Annotated in this window: 17 protein-coding genes; 6 read left to right on the top strand and 11 right to left on the bottom strand. The window is 69.2% G+C overall.

Annotated elements, in window-relative coordinates:
- The 9 genes from OR37_RS15975 to OR37_RS15935 form a co-directional block, all read right to left on the bottom strand.
- A partial coding sequence (locus tag OR37_RS15975; protein ID WP_004622080.1) for a M56 family metallopeptidase occupies positions 1–1,100 on the bottom strand: 1,100 nt, incomplete at its 3' end.
- Complete coding sequence (locus OR37_RS15970) at positions 1,097–1,471, bottom strand: BlaI/MecI/CopY family transcriptional regulator (protein WP_004622078.1); 375 nt, start codon at positions 1,469–1,471, stop codon at positions 1,097–1,099. The genes OR37_RS15975 and OR37_RS15970, both read right to left, overlap by 4 nt.
- A gap of 87 nt (positions 1,472–1,558) precedes the next feature.
- Entirely contained in the window at positions 1,559–2,308 is a 750-nt protein-coding gene (locus OR37_RS15965; RefSeq protein WP_004622076.1) for an SDR family NAD(P)-dependent oxidoreductase, read from the bottom strand.
- Positions 2,309–2,374: 66 nt separating this feature from the next.
- On the bottom strand, positions 2,375–4,483 hold the full coding sequence (locus tag OR37_RS15960; RefSeq protein WP_004622074.1) for an ATP-binding protein: 2,109 nt from the start codon (positions 4,481–4,483) through the stop codon (positions 2,375–2,377).
- 13 nt (positions 4,484–4,496) lie between these two features.
- Complete coding sequence (locus tag OR37_RS15955) at positions 4,497–5,174, bottom strand: class I SAM-dependent methyltransferase (RefSeq protein ID WP_004622073.1); 678 nt, start codon at positions 5,172–5,174, stop codon at positions 4,497–4,499.
- Between the two features lie 50 nt (positions 5,175–5,224).
- Positions 5,225–6,295 carry an endo-1,4-beta-xylanase gene (locus OR37_RS15950; protein WP_004622070.1) on the bottom strand — a complete coding sequence of 357 codons (1,071 nt, stop codon included), beginning with the start codon at positions 6,293–6,295 and terminating at the stop codon, positions 5,225–5,227.
- Position 6,296: 1 nt separating this feature from the next.
- Complete coding sequence (locus OR37_RS15945; protein ID WP_004622069.1) at positions 6,297–6,716, bottom strand: hypothetical protein; 420 nt, start codon at positions 6,714–6,716, stop codon at positions 6,297–6,299.
- Positions 6,716–8,050: a flagellar protein export ATPase FliI gene (gene fliI / locus OR37_RS15940; RefSeq protein WP_004622067.1), complete on the bottom strand. Its 1,335-nt coding sequence runs from the start codon at positions 8,048–8,050 to the stop codon at positions 6,716–6,718. The genes OR37_RS15945 and fliI overlap by 1 nt, the downstream gene beginning before the upstream one ends.
- A 58-nt stretch (positions 8,051–8,108) precedes the next feature.
- A complete protein-coding gene (locus OR37_RS15935; protein ID WP_004622064.1) occupies positions 8,109–9,113 on the bottom strand; it encodes an alpha/beta hydrolase family protein in 1,005 nt (334 codons plus the stop codon).
- Between the two features lie 217 nt (positions 9,114–9,330).
- Here OR37_RS15935 and OR37_RS15930 point away from each other — a divergent pair, with 217 nt between their 5' ends.
- The 6 genes from OR37_RS15930 to OR37_RS15905 all read left to right on the top strand — a co-directional run bounded on the left by OR37_RS15930 (position 9,331) and on the right by OR37_RS15905 (position 14,225).
- Positions 9,331–9,627, top strand: a complete 297-nt coding sequence (locus OR37_RS15930; RefSeq protein ID WP_004622062.1) for a type II toxin-antitoxin system RelE/ParE family toxin — start codon at positions 9,331–9,333, stop codon at positions 9,625–9,627.
- Complete coding sequence (locus tag OR37_RS15925; protein ID WP_004622060.1) at positions 9,621–9,932, top strand: addiction module antidote protein; 312 nt, start codon at positions 9,621–9,623, stop codon at positions 9,930–9,932. Before OR37_RS15930 ends, OR37_RS15925 begins: the two co-directional genes overlap by 7 nt.
- Positions 9,933–9,973: 41 nt before the next feature.
- The gene (locus OR37_RS15920) at positions 9,974–10,756 is read left to right on the top strand and encodes a LytTR family DNA-binding domain-containing protein (protein ID WP_004622059.1); all 783 of its coding nucleotides are present in this window, start codon (positions 9,974–9,976) and stop codon (positions 10,754–10,756) included.
- A 475-nt stretch (positions 10,757–11,231) separates the two neighbouring features.
- Positions 11,232–11,927, top strand: a complete 696-nt coding sequence (gene ctrA / locus OR37_RS15915; protein WP_004622056.1) for a response regulator transcription factor CtrA — start codon at positions 11,232–11,234, stop codon at positions 11,925–11,927.
- 259 nt (positions 11,928–12,186) lie between these two features.
- Entirely contained in the window at positions 12,187–13,566 is a 1,380-nt protein-coding gene (locus OR37_RS15910; protein ID WP_035017558.1) for a M23 family metallopeptidase, read from the top strand.
- A 194-nt stretch (positions 13,567–13,760) separates the two neighbouring features.
- Positions 13,761–14,225, top strand: coding sequence for a hypothetical protein (locus tag OR37_RS15905; protein WP_004622053.1), 465 nt, complete (start codon positions 13,761–13,763; stop codon positions 14,223–14,225).
- A gap of 157 nt (positions 14,226–14,382) precedes the next feature.
- Here OR37_RS15905 and OR37_RS15900 read toward each other — a convergent pair whose 3' ends face one another.
- Positions 14,383–16,440, bottom strand: a complete 2,058-nt coding sequence (locus tag OR37_RS15900; protein WP_004622051.1) for a phosphocholine-specific phospholipase C — start codon at positions 16,438–16,440, stop codon at positions 14,383–14,385.
- 128 nt (positions 16,441–16,568) lie between these two features.
- Entirely contained in the window at positions 16,569–17,669 is a 1,101-nt protein-coding gene (locus OR37_RS15895; RefSeq protein WP_004622049.1) for a Zn-dependent alcohol dehydrogenase, read from the bottom strand.
- Positions 17,670–17,693 lie beyond the last annotated feature (24 nt).

Genomic DNA, 17,693 nt, shown 5'->3' with positions numbered 1-17,693 from the left:
GGCGGCGGGGGCGGGGCGACCGGCGCCGCAGGCTCGGCGGCCGCGGCCGGAGCGGCTTCGGGGGCCTCGGCGACTTCGGCGGACGGCTGGACTCGCGCGACCGCGACGGGCGAGGCCGGGGCCGGAGCGACGGCCGGGGGCGCGACGGGCGGGGAGGCTTGGCGGCTCAGGCCGAAGGCGGCCAGCGGGGTGGCGACCACGGCCAGGGCGGCGATGGTCACGGCCACGGTCAGGGGGCGGCGGCGATCGGGCGCTTGCGTCATCAGGCAGGCGATCCTTGTCTTGAGGGTGCGGGCGTTGGCGGCCATCGGCAGCGCGGCCACGAAGGGCGCGGGCGAGGCCGCCAGGCGCACCAGGGTTTGGGCGTAGAGGGCGCGGTCGACGCTGCCGACGGCGATGGCGTCGGCGGCCTCTTCCGAGCGTTCGGCCAGGGCGGCGTGCAGGCGCCAGACCAGCGGGTTGAACCAGAAGATCGCCAGCACCACCCGCGACAGGATCAGGAAGATCCAGTCGTGGCGGCGCAGGTGGGCCAGTTCGTGGGCCATGATGGCCGGCGCGCCCTGGGGCTCGGACAGGGTGGCGGGGTCCAGCAGGATCGCGCCGGGCGCGACGCCCCAGCTGATCGGGCCGGCCACGTGGTCGCTGGCGACCAGGCCCGGCCGGTCGACGGACGGCAGGCGCGCGAACGGGGCCAGCCATTCGGGCGCCGTCACCGGGCGTCCCTTTCGCGTCCAGCGCCGCAGGATGTCGAGGCCCACGACCAGATGGCCGCTGACCAGCGCCGCGCCCAGCAGCCACAGCCCGCCCAGGATCGCGCCCGGCGAGGTCCACCACGGCGGCGGGGGCGGCGGGGGCGCGGGCGACGAGGAGGCCGCCAGGACCGCCGGGGCGGCCGGGATATCCAGCGGCGGCAGCAGGGCCAGCTCCAGCGGCGGCAGCACGTTCATGATCACGGGCAGGGCCAGCAGCAGGCAGACCGCGCCGCGCAGGATGTCGACCCGCTCGACCGGGTCGCGGGTCAGGCGGCGGGCGCAGACGAGGCCCGCGCCGGCCACGAGGCTGGACTTGGCCAGCAGGGAGACGAGCAGGGCCCAGGTCATGGCTTCTTCTCCACCGCCTTGTCGATCATCGCTTCCAGCTCGGCCGCTTCCTCGGGGGTCAGCCGCTGGCCCAGGCCCAGAAGGGCGCTGGCGGCGCTGGCGGCCGAGCCGGCGAAGAAGGTGTCGATGACGCGCCGCAAGGCGCTGGCGGCCACCGTCTGGGGCGCCTGGGCGGGCCGGAAGCGCACGCCGTCGGCCCCGCCGACGCGCTCGACCAGGCCCTTGGCCTCCAGTCGCGAGAGCATGGTGCGGACGGCGGAGTCGCTGAGCGGATCCGACAGGGCGGCGCGGACCTCGGCCGTGGCGCCGGCTTCCAGCCGGCACAGCGTCTCGAAGACCTCGCGTTCGCGGCGGGGCAGGGCGTCGATCAAGGCGGGCCTCCGGATGATCAGGCTCGCCACATGTGTAGCGCTACATGTGTAGCGACAAAAGTGAACTCGACGTAATGCGCCGCGGAATTATCCGCGATGCACCGGAAGCGGCCCGAAGCTCTGGGAGACGGGCATCAGTTCCAGCGCGTTGACATTGACCCGCGCGGGCAGGTTGGCGACCCAGAACACGCTTTCGGCGACGTCGTCGGGCGTCAGGGCGTCGGCGCCTTCGTAGAGCTTGGCGGCGCGGTCGTCGTCGCCCCGGAAGCGGACGTTCGAGAACTCGGTGCCGCCGACCAGGCCCGGCTCGATGTCGGTGACGCGCACCCGCGTGCCGGCCAGGTCCGCGCGCAGGTTCAGCGAGAACTGGCGCACGAAGGCCTTGGTCGCGCCGTACACATTGCCGCCCGGATAGGGATAGGTGGCCGCGACCGAACCCAGATTGATCACGTGGCCGCGACCGCGCGCCGTCATGCCCGGCAGCACCGCGCGAGTGACGTACATCAGCCCCTTCACATTGGTGTCGACCATCTGGTCCCAGGCGTCGAGGTCGGCGCTCTGGGCGGGCTCCAGGCCGAGCGCGAGGCCCGCGTTGTTCACCAGGAGGTCGATCTCGTCGAAGTCGGCCGGCAGGCCGGCGATGGCGGCGGCGACGGCGTCGCGGTCGCGCACATCCAGCACCAATGGATGGACGGTCTCGCGGCCCAGCTCGGCGGCCAGGGCCTCCAGGCGGTCGGCGCGGCGGCCGGCGGCGATGATCTTGTGGCCGGCGGCGTGGAAACGGCGGGCGATGGCGGCGCCGAAGCCGGCGGTGGCGCCGGTCACGAGAACGATCATGGGCGAGGTCCTTCACCGGACAGCGGGAGCAAGCGCCGTCCTATCGCGTGTCGCGCGCCAGGTCACCTATTGGGCGGAGCGTTCCGCGATCTCGGCCGGCGGACGACCGTCCAGGGCGCGGGCCACCGCCGCGATCAGCGCCTCGCGGCGGATCGGCTTGGCGACGTGGTCGTCCATGCCGGCGGCGCGGCAGCGGGCCACCTGCTCGGGCAGGACGTCGGCGCTGAGCGCGATGATCGGAACGTTCGCGGGCCGACCCGAAAGGGCGCGGATGGCGCGGGCGGCGGCCAGGCCGTCCATGACCGGCATGTGCACGTCCATCAGAACCAGGTCGAAGTCGCCGGCGCGGACGGCCTCCACCGCCTCGGCGCCGTCCTCGGCCGTGTCGACCTCGCAGCCGACCAGGGTCAGCAGCGCCTTGCCCAGTTCGCGGTTCATCGGATGGTCGTCGACCAGTAGCACCCGGGCCGCGCGGTCGGGCGTCGCGACGGCCTCGCGCGGAGCCGGCGCGCAGCCGTTGGCCGCCACGCAGGCGGCGTCGCAGCGCTGGGCGGTCAGGCGAACCCAGAACCGCGCGCCTTGACCCAGCTGGCTCTCGACCCCGATCTCGCCGCCCATGCGGCTGACCAGCGCCTTGCTGATCGCCAGGCCCAGGCCCGTGCCGCCATAGCCGCGCCGGATCGAGCTGTCGCCCTGGCTGAAACGCTGGAACAGGCGGGCCTGGACCTCGGGCGCGATGCCGATGCCGGTGTCGATGACCTCGAAGCCCAGGTCCTCCGCGCCCGGCCCCAGGGTCAGGCGGGCGGTGACGCTGCCCTGCGCGGTGAACTTCAGGGCGTTGGCCAGCAGGTTCAGCAGCACCTGGCGCAGACGGGTGTCGTCGAGCGCGTGCAAGGCGTCGGCGTCGCCCTCGCCGACCGTCTCGATCTCCGTGTTCAGGGTCAGGCCCTTGGCGATCGCCTCCGGGGCGATGATGGCCACGGAGTCGCGCAGCAGGGCGGCCGGCGAGCAGGGGGTCGGATCCAGTTCCAGGCGTCCGGCCTCGACCTTGGCGAAGTCCAGCAGGTCGCCGACGATCTGGGTCAGCGAGCGGCCGGCGCTATCGACCAGGTCGAGGCGACGGCGGTTCTCGGGCGACAGGCTGGGGTCCTCGGCCACCAGGGCGGCGAAGCCGAGGATGCTGTTCAGCGGCGTGCGGATCTCGTGGCTGATGGTGGCCAGGAAGTCGGACTTGGCCTGGTTGGCGGCCTGGGCGCGCTTCTCGGCGGCGCGGGCGGCGGCCTGCCGGCGGACCAGCAGGGCCTGCAGCCGCGCCTGACGCGCCAGGGCCAGGGCGGCCACCAGGCTGACCGTGTACAGCACGACGTGGAAAACCAGGGCTCGGCGCAGCGGCGCCAGCGCCACATCGATGTCGACGCCGGTGCGCCACAGCAGGGCCGGCACGGCGATCGCCATCGAGGCGATGACCACCCAGGCCACCGCGCGCGGTCCGCCCCGGAAGGCCGCCAGCAGCGCCGGCGCGAACAGCAGCACCTGGAAGGTGTCGTCGGTGGCGAAGATGAAGGCGGACGCCGCCATCACCAGCGCCTGATTGATCATGGTCTCGCCGGGGCGCGGGTCGAAGCCCTCGCGATGGCGGCGGTCCAGCAGGATCAAGGTGACTGGCAGGCCGAAAGCCATGCCCAGGGTGTTCGAGGCGGTCCACTCGCTCCAGCCGCGCCAGAAATGTCCGCCGTGGCTCATCGTCACGCCGCCATGGACCAGGATCGACAGCGCCGCCGTCAGCAGGACCGACGCGACGAGGACGAGGGCCAAGCCTCGAATGTCCCGAACGCGGGCGGGGGCCCGCAAGCGGCGAAGCAGATGGACGGTGACGACGATCTGGACGCAGTCCAGCAGGGCGGCGGTGCTGGCGACACGCGCAGCTTCGCCCATCGCCGTCTCCACCACCACATGCATGACGGTGGTGGCGATGAGCAGCGCCCGGCCCTGGCGTACGCTCAGGGCCATCATGCCGCCGACCACGACGGCGTTGAACGTCCAGATCGTGGGCAGATTGCGGGTCGCGCCGGCCAGAGACAGGCTGTAGACCATGGCGGTCATGGCGGCGGCCGTCAGCGCGACCGGCTTGACCCAAATCCTCCGTCGATCCAGTACGTCTCTAAGCCTGATCATCCCGCGCTCCCGTTCAGTCGCGGATCGCGATCAAGGACTTGGTCAGAAACAGCAGCCGCTCGTCGATGTGACGGGCGTCGGGGTACAGGAATTTGAACTGGGCCTTGTCCAGCAGCCGGGCGTGCTGGACGTCGCGCATCGCCGCGCCGATGTCGGGCGCCTTCTCGGAGAAGCCATGCGGCCGCTTCATCAGCAGGCGCGCCCGGGTCTGCTCCGAGCGCCAATGGAAGAACGGGCTGGAAAAGTGCGGCTCGATCGGGAACCAGAAATACGGCGTCTGGACATAGTAGCGCGGCGCCAGGCGGCGGCACTCGCGGGCGAAGGCCTCCATTCGCGTCCAGTCGCCCACGTGCTCGATCACCGAATTGGAGTGGACCAGGTCGAAGCTCTGGTCGGCGTGCTCGCGCAGGTCGCAGGCGTCGCCGACGGCGGCCGTGAACAGCGGATCGTCCACCGTGAACGGCTGCGGATTGAACAGGCTGATATGGACCTTGTTCGCCTCGAGAAAGGCCCGGTCGAACAGGATGTTCCAGTAGGTCGGCTCGCCCCCCAGGTCGGCGATGCGGACTTGGCCGCGCTCGGCGAAGGTCTTCTGGATCAGGGCGACGACGTGCGCGGCCCGCGCGCGACGGAAGCGCGCCGACAGCGAGTTCTCGCTGTCCATGTCCTGAAGGGCGTGGATCAGTTTCATGCCGCCATGCTGACGCGCGCGGTTTGAGATTTGGTGAAGCCGGCGGCGTTTCAGGCCGACAGGGTTTCCGCCAGCGCCTGGAACATGGGCTTGGGCCGCCCGGCCGCGTCAAAAGGTAGCGGCTGGTCGCTGGGGCGCTGCCCCGATGGACCATGCAGCCACGTGTCGCTGTCGCGCAGGCCCCAGACCGTGAAGGCGAAGCGCTGGCGGGCCGGCAGATCCATATAGGCCCCGGCCAGTTCGCGGGTCAGGTCGGCCTGGCGTTTCAGGAGCTCGGGCAGGCGGGCGAAGTCCGGCTTGTCGCCCAGCGAGATGTCCAGCTCGGAGACATGGATCGGCAGGCCGAAACCGGCCAGCTCGCGGATCGCCGCGCGGCACAGGCCCGGTCGGGTGACGTCGAGATCCAGGTGGCTCTGCGTGCCGATGCCGCCGATCGGGGCGCCGGCCTTCAGCAGGCGCTCGACCGTGCGCAGAAAGGTGGCGCGCTTGGTCGGATTGTTCTCGAGATGGTAGTCGTTGATGAACAGCGTCGCCTCGGGATCGGCTTCGCGGGCGTGATGGAAGGCCAGGATCATGTGCGCGTCGACGCCCAGATTGCGGGTCCAGATCGACGCGCGAAGATCCACCCCGTTGTCGGCCACCGTCTCGTTGACCACGTCCCAGCCCACGGCCTGACCGCGATAGCGGCCGGCGACCGCCAGGATGTAGTTGCGATAGGCGTTGGCGAAGGCCTTGCCCTGGCCGTCCAGCCTCAGGAAGGCCGGCATGGCCTGATCATACCAGACCAGCGTCGTGCCATAGAGCCGGATCCCGTGTCGCCGCGCGAAGTCGGCGATGGCGTCGGGCCGATCGAAGCGGAAGCTTCCGTCGTCCTGGAGGATGTACTCCATCTTCATTTCCCACTCGGGGGTGAGCTGGGAATAGTGACGGGCGAAGAGCTCGGCATAGGCCGGGTCTTGCAGGAAGGCGTGCTGGACGCAGGCCCCGACCGGCGTCGAGGCGATCGACTTCAGCGGGGTGTCGGTGATCGGCGGATAGGCGGGTTGACTGGCCGCCTCGCGCCCGCAGGCGGATAGGGCGAGCGCCGTGGCGATGGCCGAGCGGCGCGTCAGCCGTCGCATGTCACCGCCCGGCCATGGCGGCGCGGCGGATGCTCAGCTCGTCCATCTGGGCGGCCTCGAAGGCGCCCTGCTTCTTGGCCGCCAGGACCTTGGCCTGCTCGGCGACGTGCTCGTACTTCTTCAGGTTCTCGAAGGCCTCGGACAGGGCGTCGCGGGCGCCGGCCTCTTCCTGCTGGCACTGCTCGATCTGGACCAGCATGTCGGCGCGGCGGCGCTTATAGCCCTCGCGATAGCCGATCATGTACCAGCCGGCGCTGGCGTCGCCCTCGGCGTGCTTGCTCTCGGCCTCGGCCTCGGCGTCCAGCATGGCGATGCGCAGCTCGGCGGCGGCGCGGCGCTCGACGATCTCGGCGAGGCGCTTTTGCAGGGTCTCGACCTCGTGGTTCGAGATGCGGATCAGCGAGGCGGCCCACTTGGTCATCAGTACTCACTCGCCAGGATCTGCCCCAACATGTCGAAAGACTCGTCCAGAGAGGTTGCTTCTTCCTTATCCTGGCCGAGGAAGGCCTCGATCGCCGGGTTCAGGCGGATCGCGCGGTCGACCGTCGGGTCGGCTCCGGCGCGATAGGCGCCGATGCGGATCAGTTCTTCCATGTTGGCGTAGGCGGCCATCACCTGGCGCGCGCCCTTGACGATGTCGCGCTCGTGCGGGTGCTGGCAGCCCGGCATGGTCCGGCTGATCGACTTCAGGACGTTGATCGCCGGGAAGCGGCCGCGCTCGGCGATGGCCCGTTCCATGACGATGTGGCCGTCGAGGATACCGCGCGTGGCGTCGGCGATCGGCTCGTTGTGGTCGTCGCCGTCGACCAGCACCGTGAACAGGGCGGTGATTGGCGCGGCGGTGGTGCCGTCGGCGCGGACGGGGCCGGGACCGGCGCGCTCCAAGAGCTTGGGCAGCTCGGTGAAGACGGTCGGGGTGTAGCCCTTGGTGGTCGGCGGCTCGCCGGCGGCCAGGCCGATCTCGCGCTGGGCCATGGCGAAGCGGGTCACCGAGTCCATCAGGCACAGGACTTCCTGGTCCTGGTCGCGCAGATACTCGCTGATCGCCAGGGTCATGTAGGCGGCCTGGCGGCGGGTCAGGGCCGGCTCGTCCGAGGTGGCGACCACGACGACGGCGCGGCGCAGGCCTTCCTCGCCCAGGGTCTCCTCGACGAATTCGCGGACCTCGCGGCCCCGCTCGCCGATCAGGCCGACGACGACGGCGTCGCAGGTCGCCTCCTTGGCCAGCATCGACAGCAGCACCGACTTGCCGACGCCCGAGCCGGCGAAGATGCCCAGGCGCTGGCCCCGGCAGGTGGTGGTGAAGACGTTCATCGAGCGCACGCCCAGATCCAGGCGCTCGCCCACCCGGCCGCGCGCGTGGGCCGGCGGCGGGGCGGTCTTCAGCGGATAGGGGACCTCGCCCTGCGGGAGCGGCCCCAGGCCGTCGATCGGCTCGCCGAAAGCGTTGATGATCCGGCCCAGCCACGCCTTGGTCGGACGGACGACCGCGCCTTCCGGCACGATGCGGATCTCCGCGCCGGGGGCGACGCCCTCGACGGGGCCGAACGGCATCAGAAGGGCGCGGGTCTCGCGGAAGCCGACGACCTCGGCGGGCAGCGGCTTCTGGCCGAAACGGTCGATCTCGACCCGAGCGCCGACCGCCAGGCGGGTCAGGCCGCCCCGGGCCTCGATCAGCAGGCCGTTGACGGCGGCCACCCGGCCCGAGACGACCAGCGGATCGATACGTTCGACGGCGGCGATGAGGCTACGCAAGACGGCTCCGGAAAACAGCCCGCGCAGACTCGGCCATCGTGGTTAATCGGGTGTGAACTCAGCGCTTCGGCGCGGCCAATTGCTCGGTGAAGAACCGGGTCACCTGGGCGTTGAAATCCTGGTGAAACGCCCGGCGGTCGAAGCCCGGGGCGCTCTGGCAGATGGGCTGCGTCGCGCCGGGCGGCGTGGTGTCGCAGGGCGTCAGGAAGTCGAAATGCCCCGCGCCCGGGACGACGTGATACTCGTGCGGACGCGAGAGGTCGCGGTGCACGGCCTCGGCGTATTCGTCGCCGGGCAGGATCTGGTCGTCGGCGGCCTTCCACAGTTGAAGCGGCGCGGTGATCCCTTTCAGACCGTCCTTGCCGAAGGCGAAGCCCAGGGCGGGCGCGGCCGAGACCACGGCCTTGATGCGCGGATCGTGAACCCACGCGGCGTCAAAGATGTTCGTCGGCGGCGCGTGGTCGGCGGTCAGCTTGCAGTCGTAATTGTCCGGGTGCGCCTTGCAGTGCGCCCTCATGCGCTCGAGGCGCGGCTCGCCGCCGGCCGCCGCCAGCACCGTGAAGCCGCCCGAAGAGAAGCCGAACGCGCCGACCTTGTCCGGATCGATGCGGGCCTTCAGCGGCGAGGCGTCCAGCATCCAGCCGATCAGGGCCGACAGCGCCGCGGGACGGTCGGCCATGGCGGTGGCGCGGCTCTGGTCCTTGTAGTTGTCGCCGGGATGGGTGAGGGCGGCGACGATGAAGCCGTGCTCGGCCAGGGCCTGGGCGGTGTCGGCATGGCCGCCGAAGAAGCCGCCATTGCCATGCGACATGACGATCAGCGGCAGATGCTCGCCGACCGCCGGCGCGCCGGCGGCGACGGTCTGGCTCCAGCTGCCCAGAACCATGCGGGCGGGCGCGGCGTCGGTGGGATACCAGACCCCGACCTCGACCGGCGGCCCGTCGGGGCGGGGCTCGCGCAGCAGCATGAATCCGGCGTTGGAGGCCCGGGCGGGCGAGGCGAGGAACATCGTGGACGCGGCGGCGGTCGAAACGACGACGGCGAGTAGAGCTTGGAGCGACATGGCTTTCGAGCGGTCCCTAGGTGGAGGCGATGACCTCGTCTGACGCCGCGAATCCCGCGCCGCCAGCGCTCCTGCGCGAATGGGCGAACGGGTTCGCGGACGGGCGAATGGGACTGGGCGACCGGCGGACCGTCGCTTGCTACGCGAATATGTTCCTATATTGTTCTAATTTCCAGCGGACGACTGGTTGCTCCTTTGTATCTAATTGGATACGATAATGATCGAGGTTCTGGAGACGGAGGTGTTCAAGACGTGGTTCGCCGCGCTACGAGACAGGTCGGCCAAGCTGGCGATCGGCGCGCGTCTGACGCGTTTGACGCGAGGCTTGCTGGGTGACTTGAGGCCGCTGGGCGAGGGTGTCAGCGAACTCAGAATCCATGTTGGTCCGGGCTATCGGGTCTATCTGGTCCGGCGAGGAGATGTTCTCATCGTGTTGCTGTGCGGCGGTGACAAGAGTTCCCAGAACCGGGACATCGAAAAGGCCAAGGTGATCGCGAGGAGTCTCGAATGGTAAAGCTGACGCGTTTCGATCCCGTCGAGATGATCGACGACGCCGAGGCCGTCGCCGCCTTCCTCGCCGACGCCTTCGACACGGGCGACGCGGACTATATCCAGCACGTGCTCGGCCTTGTCGCGCGATCCAAGGGCATGGCCGAGATCGCCGAGAAGGCCGGACTGGGACGAGAGAGCCTCTATAAGGCCCTGAAGGACGGCGCCTCGCCTCGGTTCGATACGATTTTGCGGGTGATCCACGCGCTGGGCCTGAAGCTGGCCTTGGTCGACGCGACCCCCACGCGGCGCGAAGAGAACGCCGCCTGACGACTGGCGACTCCGTTCGGCGTCGCTCTATACCTGACCGCATGGCCGCCACCGCTCCCAAAGCGCCGATCCTGGGAACCGTTCGCGAATGGGCGATCGATCTGGCCGTGGGCGTGGCGATCGGGGTGTTGCTGGGCCTGATGGGGCCGTTCGGCAACTTCTTCAACGGCGGCGCGCACGTGCGGATCCCCTACTGGGTCGGCAGCATCACCTGCGGGATGATCCTGTTCGGCTGCCTGGCCCGCGTGGGCGGGGCGGCGGCGCGCCGGCTGGGCGTTCCGGAGTGGGCGGCGCTGCCGCCGATCATCCTGGTCGGCAGCGTCATCCAGGGCGCGCCGCTGCGCGTGGTGGCCATCGCCTTGTGGCCGGGAATCGCCCGCGCCGTGCCGCCGCTGGAATGGTACGGCCAGTGCGTGGCGATCTCGACGCCGATCGTGCTGGCCTATTACTTCATCCGCGTGCGCCACGCCGCCCGACCGTCCGCGCCCGAGGGCCTAGCCCCGGTCGCGGCGCCGCTTCCCGCCGCCGACCCCGGCGCGGTGCTCTATCTGAGGATGGAGGACCACTATGTCCGGATCCGCACCGAGCACGGCTCCCGCCTGGAGATGGGACCCCTGGCGCGGGTGACGGCGGGGCTGGGCGGCGTTGAGGGCTTGCGAACCCATCGCTCGTGGTGGGTGGCCCGGCGGGCGATCGTCGGGGTCGAGCGCGACGGCCGCAACCTGCGCCTGCGGCTGGTCGACGGCGAGACCGCGCCGGTCAGCCGGGCCTCCGTGGCCAAGCTTCGCGCCGCCGGCTGGCTGGCCGAGGAGACCGCCGCCTGAGCGGCGGCCCATCCATTCGAACGCCTAGAGCCTTTAGCCTGAAATCGGAATCGATTTCAGGCTAAAGGCTCTAAATCAAATGTTTAGAGCGTGAGATAAGCTGAAACCGGTTCCCACTTTCAGCCTCACGCTCTCGCGACGGAACGTCGCGATCTCGCCGCGCGGACGAAAGGCGCCCGCCCCCGACCTTAACGTCGTAACGCCGTTCGAGGCGTTGCGGGGCCTCGGATCTTAGGGATTCCGGGGCTTGAATTAGGGCCTTGGAAAGGTCGCCCGCGACGCCTGCGACCAATGTGTCCGGGCCTCCGGAGGTGGCTTGCACCCGATTCGCAAATCAGATTAACCATCTCGGCAACGGGAAACATTCACCATTAACCAGTCTTAAATTAACTCTCCGGCACAATGGTCGAAGGGTTTCACCGGCGGCGTTCCGCCTAAGACGTTCGAATGCGCCAGTTTTGGCGTGGAGGGGCTCATGCGCGTACTGTTGATCGAGGATGACAGCGCGACAGCGCAGACCATCGAACTGATGCTGAAGTCTGAAGGCTTCAACGTCTATACGACGGATCTTGGTGAGGAAGGCGTCGATCTGGGCAAGATCTACGACTACGACCTCATCCTGCTCGACCTCAATCTGCCCGACATGAGCGGCATCGATGTTCTGCGCACCCTGCGGGTCGCGAAGATCAACACGCCGATCATGATCCTGTCGGGTTCGTCGGAAATCGATACGAAGGTCAAGACCTTCGCCGGCGGCGCCGACGACTACATGACCAAGCCCTTCCACAAGGACGAAATGATCGCCCGCATCCACGCGGTGGTCCGTCGCTCGAAGGGTCACGCCCAGTCGGTGATCAAGACCGGCGACATCGTGGTCAATCTGGACGCCAAGACGGTGGAAGTGAACGGCAACCGCGTTCACCTGACCGGCAAGGAATATCAGATGCTGGAGCTGCTCTCGCTGCGCAAGGGCACCACCCTGACCAAGGAAATGTTCCTGAACCACCTGTACGGCGGCATGGACGAACCGGAACTGAAGATCATCGACGTTTTCATCTGCAAGCTGCGCAAGAAGCTGGCCGCCTCGGCGCACGGCAAGCACCACATCGAGACGGTCTGGGGCCGCGGCTATGTGCTGCGCGACCCGAACGAGGCGATCAACGCCGCCTGACCTCCGCGGATTTCAGTAAGCGTAATCGTCAGCGTACCCAGAAACGCCCACCCCTGCGGTGGGCGTTTTCTTTTTGTCGGCCAGATGGTTCCGCTTGATCCCCTGAAAGGCGTTAACCATGCCGTGACAAAACGGCCGAAGCGCCGAATAGTCCTTGCCGCCGGGAAGGCGACTGACGCATGGTCCGGCCCGACGATTGCTGGGGGGCTCTCAGCCGTATCGTTTTGACGTGAACGGCATCGACACCGACGGGGACCCGATGCAGGAATTCGATCCACGACGCGGCGCGACGCGCTGGGCGCCGCGGGTTTTCACCGCCGTCGCCGGCCTGATGGCCCTGGGCCTCGGCTGGAAACTGACCGCCGACGACGCCAAGCCGTCGGCCGTCCAGACGGCGCCGCTGGATCCGGCCGCTTTGACCGCCCTGCAGCACGTCGCCTTCGCGGGCGCGGAGGCCCAGCCCGGTTTCCAGCGTCCGGAGAATGTCGAGGTCAAGGTCCGTCCGGGCGAGACCCTGCAAGGCGCGATGCTGCGCACCGGCGTCGCGCCCGACGAGGCCCGGCAGGTGGTCGCCGCGCTGCAGGGCGTCATCGACACCGTCAACATCAAGGCCGGCATGGCCTTCGAGGCCGCCATCGCCCAGCGGCGCAGCCAGCGCGGGCCGGCCCGGCTGATCGGCCTGTCGATGCGGACCAGCCCCAGCTCCACCCTGACCGTCTCGCGCACCTTCGACGGCGCCCTGCGCCTTCGCGCGCTGGAGGAAAAGGTCAAGGACGAGACGAAGGTCGCTTGCGGCGAGATGGCCGGCTCGTTCTACGAGAGCGTCGCCAATGTCGGCGGCACGCCGGCGGTGATCAGCGAGGCGGCCAAGCTGTTCTCGCACAAGATCGACTTCTCGCGCGACATCCACGAGGGCGACAAGTTCTGCCTGGTCTTCGACCGCAAGGTCACCGAGAGCGGCCGCACCATCGAGGCGGGCGATCTGGAATACGCCGAGGTCAAGGGTCAGAAGTTCTACGCCTTCGACCGGAAGGGGGAGGACGGCAAGCCGCAGTTCTTCGACGAGCTGGGTAAGAACATCAAGGGCTTCCTGCTGCGCACCCCGGTGGACGGCGCGCGGATCACCTCGACCTTCGGCCCGCGCAAGCACCCGGTGCTGGGCTACACGCGGGCTCACCAGGGCGTCGATTTCGGCGCCGGAACCGGCACGCCGATCCTGGCGGCCGGCGATGGGGTGGTGCTGGAGGCGCGTCGGTGGGCGGGCTATGGCAACTGGCTGCGCATCCGCCATTCGGGCCAGTGGGACACCGGCTACGGCCATATCTCGCGCTACGCTCCGGGCATCCGGCCGGGCGTCCATGTCCGCCAGGGCCAGGTGGTGGCCTATGTCGGAGCCACGGGCTTGGCCACGGGGCCGCACCTGCACTACGAGATCTGGCGAAACGGCGAGCGGGTCAATCCGATCGGCGCCAAGGTCCCGCAGGGCACGGTGCTGGGCGGTTCGGAGCTCGCCGCCTTCAAGAGCCAGAAGGCCCGGATCGATCGCCTGCTCGCCGAGGGCGGCTCGCCCGTCAGCGGCGATGAGACGCCCAAACTGGCCATGGCTGACCTCCAAAAGGCCAAGAGCAAGCTGCGCTGAGCGGGATCGGCGGAACCGACAAAAAAGGGCGCCGGGAATCCCCGCCCAAGGTTAAGCTTGCGTTCGAGATCGCAGCAGTCGGACGTCTAAACAGTGTGGTGTTCTAAGCATTTGATTTAGAACATGGTTTTCCGTTTCGATCGCGGTCATTTGAAACGGACAGGCTCCAAGCCGACAAGATCGAAGGCCCCGCGATGAACAAGCCCGCTCGAATGCATCCCGCCCTTCGCCTGGCGCTGATCCGGCGCATCCACACCTGGCTGGGGGTCTTCGCCGCGCCCAGCATCCTGTTCTTCGCCCTGACCGGCGCGGTTCAGCTTTACGGCCTGCACGAGTCGCGCGGCGACTACAGGCCGCCGGCCGTGATCGAGCGGCTGGGCATGTTGCACAAGGATCAGGTCTTCACGCTGAAGCCCAAGCGCGCCAAGCCGGCCAAAACCCAGAACGCCGACGCCGGCCAGCGGGAGCATAAGAAGGCCGAGCCGAAGATCGGCGTTCCGCTGCTGAAGGCGCTGTTCCTGGTCGTGGCCCTGTCGCTGGCCGTCACGACGGTGCTGGGCGTCTGGATGGCCCTGGCCCATGGGCGCGACCGCAAGCTCGCCTGGGGTCTGTTGATCGCCGGCGCCGTGCTGCCGGTGCTGCTGACGCTTCTGACCTAGAGCCTTATCCGCTCGAATGGAATCATTCGAGCGGAAAATAAAGGCTCTAAGTCAAACATTTAGAGCGTGAGGCTGAAACCGGTTCCCACTTTCAGCCTCACGCTCTCGCCCCCTCCGGCCCTCTGGGCCACCTCCCCCGCGATGCGGGGGAGGATCTTTACAGCGTCAGCCGCGCCGCGCCGCCCATCCGCGGATCGCTGATCGAGTCCTTGCCGGTCTCGATCCGGCCGGCCAGGCGGCGCGACCAGGCCGCGTCGCCTTCGCTCCGAAGGGTCAGGTCGTACCAGCCCCGTTGCGTCGGCAGGGTGAGCCGCCGGGTCTGGCCGGGCTTGAGGACGATCGCCTTGCCGTCCAGCGTCACCGTCCGGGCGGCCGACGCCGCATTGCTCAAAGTCAGGACGATCTGGCCGCGCGCCCGGTCGGCCTTGGCGCTGGCCTCGACGCCGGCCTCGGCCCCGCCGGCGAAGTGGCGGTGGAAGCCGTTCGGGCCCAGCACCCACAGGTCATAGGCGCCGGCGGGCCAGGCGTCCTCCAGGCCGTGGCCGGGACCGACCGTGTAGCGGCGCGGCGGGGCGTCCAGGCGCAGGCGGTCATAGACGTGCAGCACCGCCGCCTGCGCGCCCTCGTTCGAGAAGGTCAGGCGCGCGGCGCCGTCGCGCACGGTCGCGGCGACCTCCAGCGCATAGGGCAGGGCCCGCGACAGGCGCGGCGCGGTGTCCTGGACCGGCGCGCTGAGCGTCTCGGGCGTCGGCGGCTTGGTCCGGCCGGGCAGGGCGTGCGCCCGCTCGGCGGCGTCCCGGGTGGCGGGCAGGGCCGGGAAGGGGTTCTTGTTCGGCGTCTTGAAGTCGAAGCAGCCCAGCAGGTCGCCGCAGACCGCCCGACGCCAGGGCGCGATGTTCGGCTCCATGACCCCGAACCGCTGCTCCAGGAAGCGGATCACCGAGGTGTGGTCGAAGACCTGGCTGTTGACCCAGCCGCCCCGGCTCCAGGGCGAGATCACGTACAGCGGCACGCGCGGCCCCAGGCCGTAGGGACGGCCCATCAGGTCGTCGCGCTCGGCCTTAGCCTCGGTCGGATTGCGCACCAGGTGCCGCATCCCGGCCAGGTCGACGGTCGAGCCGCCCAGCGGCTTGCCGTCCGGCCCCAGCGACGGCGGCGACGGCGGCGGCATATGATCGAAGAAGCCGTCGTTCTCGTCGAACATCACCAGCAGCGCCGTCCGCGCCCAGACCTTGGGATCGGCGGTCAGCGCCTCGATCACCCGGGCGGTGTAGTCGGCCCCCTGGGCCGGGCTGGACGGGCCCGGATGCTCGGAATCGATCGACGGCGCGACGATCCACGACACCTGCGGCAGGCGTCCGGCGATCACGTCCTCGCGCAGCTTGTCCAGATGCCAGGTGGTGAAGGCCAGGTCCTTCAGGCGCTTGTCCGAGCCGGGGGCGTCCTTGACCGCGTCGCGATAGGCCTTGAAGCCCGCCAGCGGGTTGTCGGTGAAGTTGTCGGCCATGTCCTGGTAGATCCGCCAGGACACGCCGGCCTTCAGCAGCCGCTCGGGATAGGTGGTCCAGGTGTAGGACTCGGCCGCGCCGCCCTTGTCCGGGAAATCGTCGTGCGAGTTCGAGATCGACGGGCCGCCGTGCTGGCCGGCCGGATCGTTGGTCCCGGTCCACAGGAACAGGCGGTTGGTGTTGGTCCCGGTCTGGGTGGCGCAGTGATAGGCGTCGCAGAGGGTGAAGGTCTCGGCCAGGGCGAACTGGAACGGAATGTCGGCCCGCTGGAAATAGCCCATCGACCACGGATGCTTGGCGTCGGGCCAGCGGTCCATGCGGCCTTCGTTCCAGGCGTCCTGGGCGTCGGTCCAGCTGTGCGGCGTGCCCTCGACCCGCATGTGGGCGAAGGTCTTGGCGCTGTTCAGCGGGAAGGGCGCCAGGGTCTTGCCGTCGCCATACGCCTGAACGAACACCGTGCCGTCCTTGCGGCCCGGCGCGTCGCGCACCGGAATCGGGAAGCGGTCGCCAAAGCCCCGCACCCCGTTCAGCGTCCCGAAATAGTGGTCGAAGCCGCGGTTCTCCTGCATCAGGATCACCACGTGTTCGACGTCGTTCAGCGTGCCGGCGCGGACGTCGGCGTCGATCGCCGCCGCGCGGGCCAGGGCCGGCGGCAAGGTCATCGCGCCGATCGCGGCGAGCAGGCTGCGGCGGTCAAGCTGGGACATGGCGGGACTCCGGTGAACGCCGCCGGAAATAGCACGGCTTGCTTTTCAGTCCCGTGACAACTGGACTAGACCAATGAGCGCCGCGCGCGATGACGGCGGCGCGGTCGAGGCGAAAGCAAGGCCTTCCCTCAGTCGAACACGATCACCGAGCGGGCCAGCTCGCCGCGCTTCAACTCGTCGAACGCGCTGTTGACGTCCTCCAGCTTGATCCGGCGCGAGATCAGTTCGTCCAGCTTCAGCTTGCCGGACATGTAGAAGTCGACCAGGCGCGGCATATCGACCGGGAAGCGGTTGGAGCCCATGTAGCTGCCCTGAATGCGGCGCTCGCCCAGGAAGTCGACGCCGTGCAGCTCGATCTTGGTCCCGACCGGGATCATGCCGATGACATTGGCCGTGCCGCCCCGGCGCAGCATCTTAAACGCCGCTTCGGCGGTCGCCTTGAGGCCGATGGCCTCGAAGCTGTGGTGCACGCCGCCGGCGGTCAGCTCGACCACGGCCTTGGCCACGTCGTCGACGGCCGAGGCGTCGATGACGTCGGTCGCGCCAAAGGTCTTGGCCAGGGCCAGCTTGGAGGGCACGCGGTCGATGGCGATGATCCGGCCCGCCCCGGCGATCGCCGCGCCGTTGATCGTGGCCAAGCCCACGCCGCCGCAGCCGATCACGGCCACGGTCTCGCCCGGACGGACGTTGGAGGTGTGCATGACCGAGCCGACGCCGGTCATCACCGAGCAGCCGATCAGGGCGGCGCGGTCGAACGGCATGTCCTTGCGGATGGCCACGCAGGCGTGCTCGTGCACCAGCATCATTTCGGCGAAGGACGACAGGTTCAGGAACTGGGCCATCGGGCCGGTTCCGCCGTTCAGGTCTTCCTTGAACAGGCGCGGCGCGTCGCCCTTGGCGCGGCGCGTCTCGGGGCTGATGCAGAGGTTCATGTGCCCGGTCAGGCAGACCTCGCAGTGGCCGCAATAGGGGTTGAGGCAGGTGATGACGTGGTCGCCGACCTTGACCGTGCGGACCTCGCTGCCCACCGCCTCGACGATCCCGGCGCTCTCGTGGCCCAGCACGGCGGGCAGGGCGTGGGTGTAGGAGCCTTCGACGAAGTGCAGGTCGGAGTGGCAGACGCCGGCGGCCTTGGTGCGGATCAGCACCTCGCGCGGGCCGGGGGTTCCGATGGCCACGGTCTCGATCTCGAGCGGCTTGCCCACCTCGCGCAGAACAGCGGCCTTCATCGTCGTCTCCCATCTGGTTTGGCG

This window comes from Caulobacter vibrioides OR37, assembly GCF_000372645.1.
Classification (GTDB): domain Bacteria; phylum Pseudomonadota; class Alphaproteobacteria; order Caulobacterales; family Caulobacteraceae; genus Caulobacter; species Caulobacter vibrioides_E.
Note: the sequence above shows the minus strand (reverse complement) of the source record. Positions and strands in the feature narration are given on the sequence as shown.